This is a genomic window from Nitratidesulfovibrio liaohensis (assembly GCF_011682075.1).
Taxonomy (GTDB): Bacteria; Desulfobacterota; Desulfovibrionia; order Desulfovibrionales; family Desulfovibrionaceae; genus Cupidesulfovibrio; species Cupidesulfovibrio liaohensis.
The window spans coordinates 1-2,887 of record NZ_VSMK01000359.1 but is presented as its reverse complement, the minus strand read 5'-3'; the positions used below and the strand labels follow the sequence as shown (position 1 = coordinate 2,887).

General features: G+C 65.8%; 2 protein-coding genes. One reads left to right on the top strand and one right to left on the bottom strand.

Features of this window, described 5'->3' with window-relative positions; all coding sequences use genetic code 11:
• Positions 1-237 (bottom strand): hypothetical protein (locus FVW27_RS12230; protein WP_424991874.1); only part of this gene is annotated, 237 nt, incomplete at its 3' end.
• A 238-nt stretch (positions 238-475) separates the two neighbouring features.
• Between FVW27_RS12230 and FVW27_RS12225 the strand changes: the two genes are divergently transcribed.
• On the top strand, positions 476-2,329 hold the full coding sequence (locus tag FVW27_RS12225; RefSeq protein ID WP_167125515.1) for a LysM peptidoglycan-binding domain-containing protein: 1,854 nt from the start codon (positions 476-478) through the stop codon (positions 2,327-2,329).
• Positions 2,330-2,887 lie beyond the last annotated feature (558 nt).

Sequence of the window (2,887 nt, the reverse complement as noted above, 5' to 3'; positions counted from 1 at the left end):
ACGGCCCGAACCGGGGCGGGAATCGCCCCGTTCGCTCCGTTCGCCGGGCTTTCCGCCGTGGCCGCGCGGGGCATCGCCGCGTCCTCCCTCGCGTTCGCCGGGCCGACCCGTGGGGCGGCCATCCTTGCGGTTGCGGTTGGCGGAACGGGAACGGCTGTCACGCGTATCGTCGTTACGGGCATCACGCGGCGCGTCGTCGCGCGCGTCGGTGCCCCAAAGGGGGTGCTTCTTGGGCATGTGTCGCTTTCGCCCGGATGGGCGCGGGTAGACGGGTTGCGTTGGATGGGCGGCATGAGGTAGGGTCGGAATGCCGCATACACCGCAGGTACCCTTGAACGTGCTTCCACGCAAGGGGCCACGGTGCCGCGCCCGCCAGGCCGACAGGTGCCGGGGCCAGCCGGAACGCGGCGGACGACCCGACACACGCTCCTTCTCGCGGCCTTCTTTCGCCGCTCCCAACACATTTGGAATATTCATGCAGCGAACCAGACTCCTGTCCTCCGCCCTGCGCGCGCGTCGTGCCGTCCGGCACGTGCTTGTGCTTGTGGCGGTGGCGTTGTTGGCCGCCGGCTGCGCGCCCAAAAAGAACCTGCCCCCCATCCAGCCGGCAGAAGCCTGCCCGGTGCCGCCCAGCGCCACCGGCCCCGCCGCCGAACCCGAAGAGGTGGTGGAACTGCCCATCCCCCCCGCCGACGACGGCGTGCCCCTTACCCCGCAGGAATGGGCGGCCCTCAACTCCACCGGCGAACTGGACAAGGATCTCACCCCGGAGGCCCGGCGCGACGTTGAGTTGCACTTCAAGTACTTCACCCACCGCGCGCGCGGCACCTTCGAACGCTACCTGAAGCGTTCACAGAACTACCTGCCGCACATCCGCGAGGTGTTCCGGCAGCAGGGCATCCCCGAAGAAATCGCCTATCTCGCCATCGTCGAAAGCGGGTTCAACCCCAACGCAGTGTCCTCGGCGGGCGCGGTGGGGGTGTGGCAGTTCATGCCGTACACCGGCATGCGCTACGGGTTGTCGTACAACTGGTGGATGGACGAGCGGCGCGACCCGTACAAGTCGGCCCGCGCGGCTGCGGACTATCTGCAAAAACTGTACGGCGATTTCGGCGACTGGCACCTGGCCATGGCCGCGTACAACGCGGGCGAGGGCAAGATTTCGCGGGCGCTGGAAGGCACGGGGGCCGAAGGGTTCTTCGACCTGCGCGCCAAGAACCACATGCTCGACGGCAAGGCCCAGCTCAAGGACGAAACGCGCCAGTACGTGCCCAGGTTCATCGCCGTGGCCAAGATCATGCGCAACCTGGAATCCCTGGGCTTTCAGGCCCCGGACTACAGCTGCCCGCCCAAGCTGGAACAACTGCGCGTGAAGCCCGGCACCGACCTGATGGCACTGGCACAGGCCATGGGCCAGAACTGGAACGACTTTTCGGCCAACAATCCCGCCTTCCGACGCTACATTTCGCCGCCGGACGCGCACGCCACAGTCTATGTCCATCCCATGCACCTGGAGGCGGCCACCGCCTTCCTGTCCAAGCCGCAGCAGCGCAGCTACGCGGGCTGGCGGGTGTACAAGGTGCGTCAGGGCGATACGCTGGACCGCATCGGCAAGCGGTGCGGGGTGCCCGTTTCGGTGCTGAAACGGGTCAACAAGGCCAGTGGCAAGCTGCAGGTGGGGCAGGAACTGATGATCCCCGGCGGGGGGGATGCGTCCGACTTCACCGCCCAGGCGGAGACGCCGGCGTCGAAATCGGCGGCTTCGGCCAAGGGCGGCAAGGCCGTTGCGGACAAGCAGGACAAGCCGGAGAAATCGGACAAATCGGACAGGCCGTCCTCTGCCCGCACCCGCGACATCGCCGAGCGCCGCGCCACGTACATCGTCAAGCAGGGTGACACCCTGTACGGCATCGCCAAGGCTCAGGGCAGCAGCGTGGAAACCCTGCAAAAGGCCAACGGCCTTTCCGGTATCGCCCTGCAACTGGGGCAGAAGCTGTACATCCCCGATGCCGGGGCCGAGGCCACGGCCATCGCCCGGCAGGAAGCGGAGGCCGCCAACAAGGCCATCGTGGCCAGTGCTTCACGCGGCGGTGCCGAGCGGGCCGCCACGCCCGTGGCCGTGGCCACCGCATCCAAGAGTGCAGGGGCCAAGCCCGCAGCCGCACCGGTGGGCCGGGCCATCGTGTACAAGGTGCAGGAAGGCGACACCATGTGGGCCATTGCCCGCAAGTTCAACGTGCCGCCCAAGGACCTGTTGCGCTGGAACAACCTGGAGCGCGACGCCCAGCTGAAGCCCGGCGACCAGATCACCGTGCACGCCGCCCAATAGTGCCGTCTGATGGCGGTAGCGACAGCATGCTTGCATCAGCGCCCCGGCCTTGCCGGGGCGCTTTCGTTTGGTCGCGGCGTTTCTTTTTGGCGGCGCAAAGCCACGGCTGGTGCGGGTGGAAGATGATGCGCGAAAATAAAATCAACGGGCTGACGAAAAACCTGTTGACGCCGGGTGGGGAAGCGCATAGATACCCCCTTCGCCGCAACGAACTGCGTTCGACGCGGCCTGCTCTTTCAGCCGGATCAATATGTTGGCGCTTTCCTGAACCCCCTGGCGGGCTTCACGGGGTCTTCGAGAAAAATCGAAGAAAACGAAAAAAGCGGTTGACACCTGGCGGGGCGCTGGGGCATACATGCTCCTCGCCGCGACGGGAAGCCCCGGCGGGGCAACGGGCCGCAGAATGCTGCGGTAACCCGAAACGGGTTCGCAAGACCGGGTTCTTTGACAAGTAAATAGCGAGTCGGGAAGGAATCAGCCTTTACGATAGTAATCAATCGTACGGGTGTCTCAATTACGAGGCGTTCGTGCGACTTCAGTTTTTCAACTGGAGAGTTT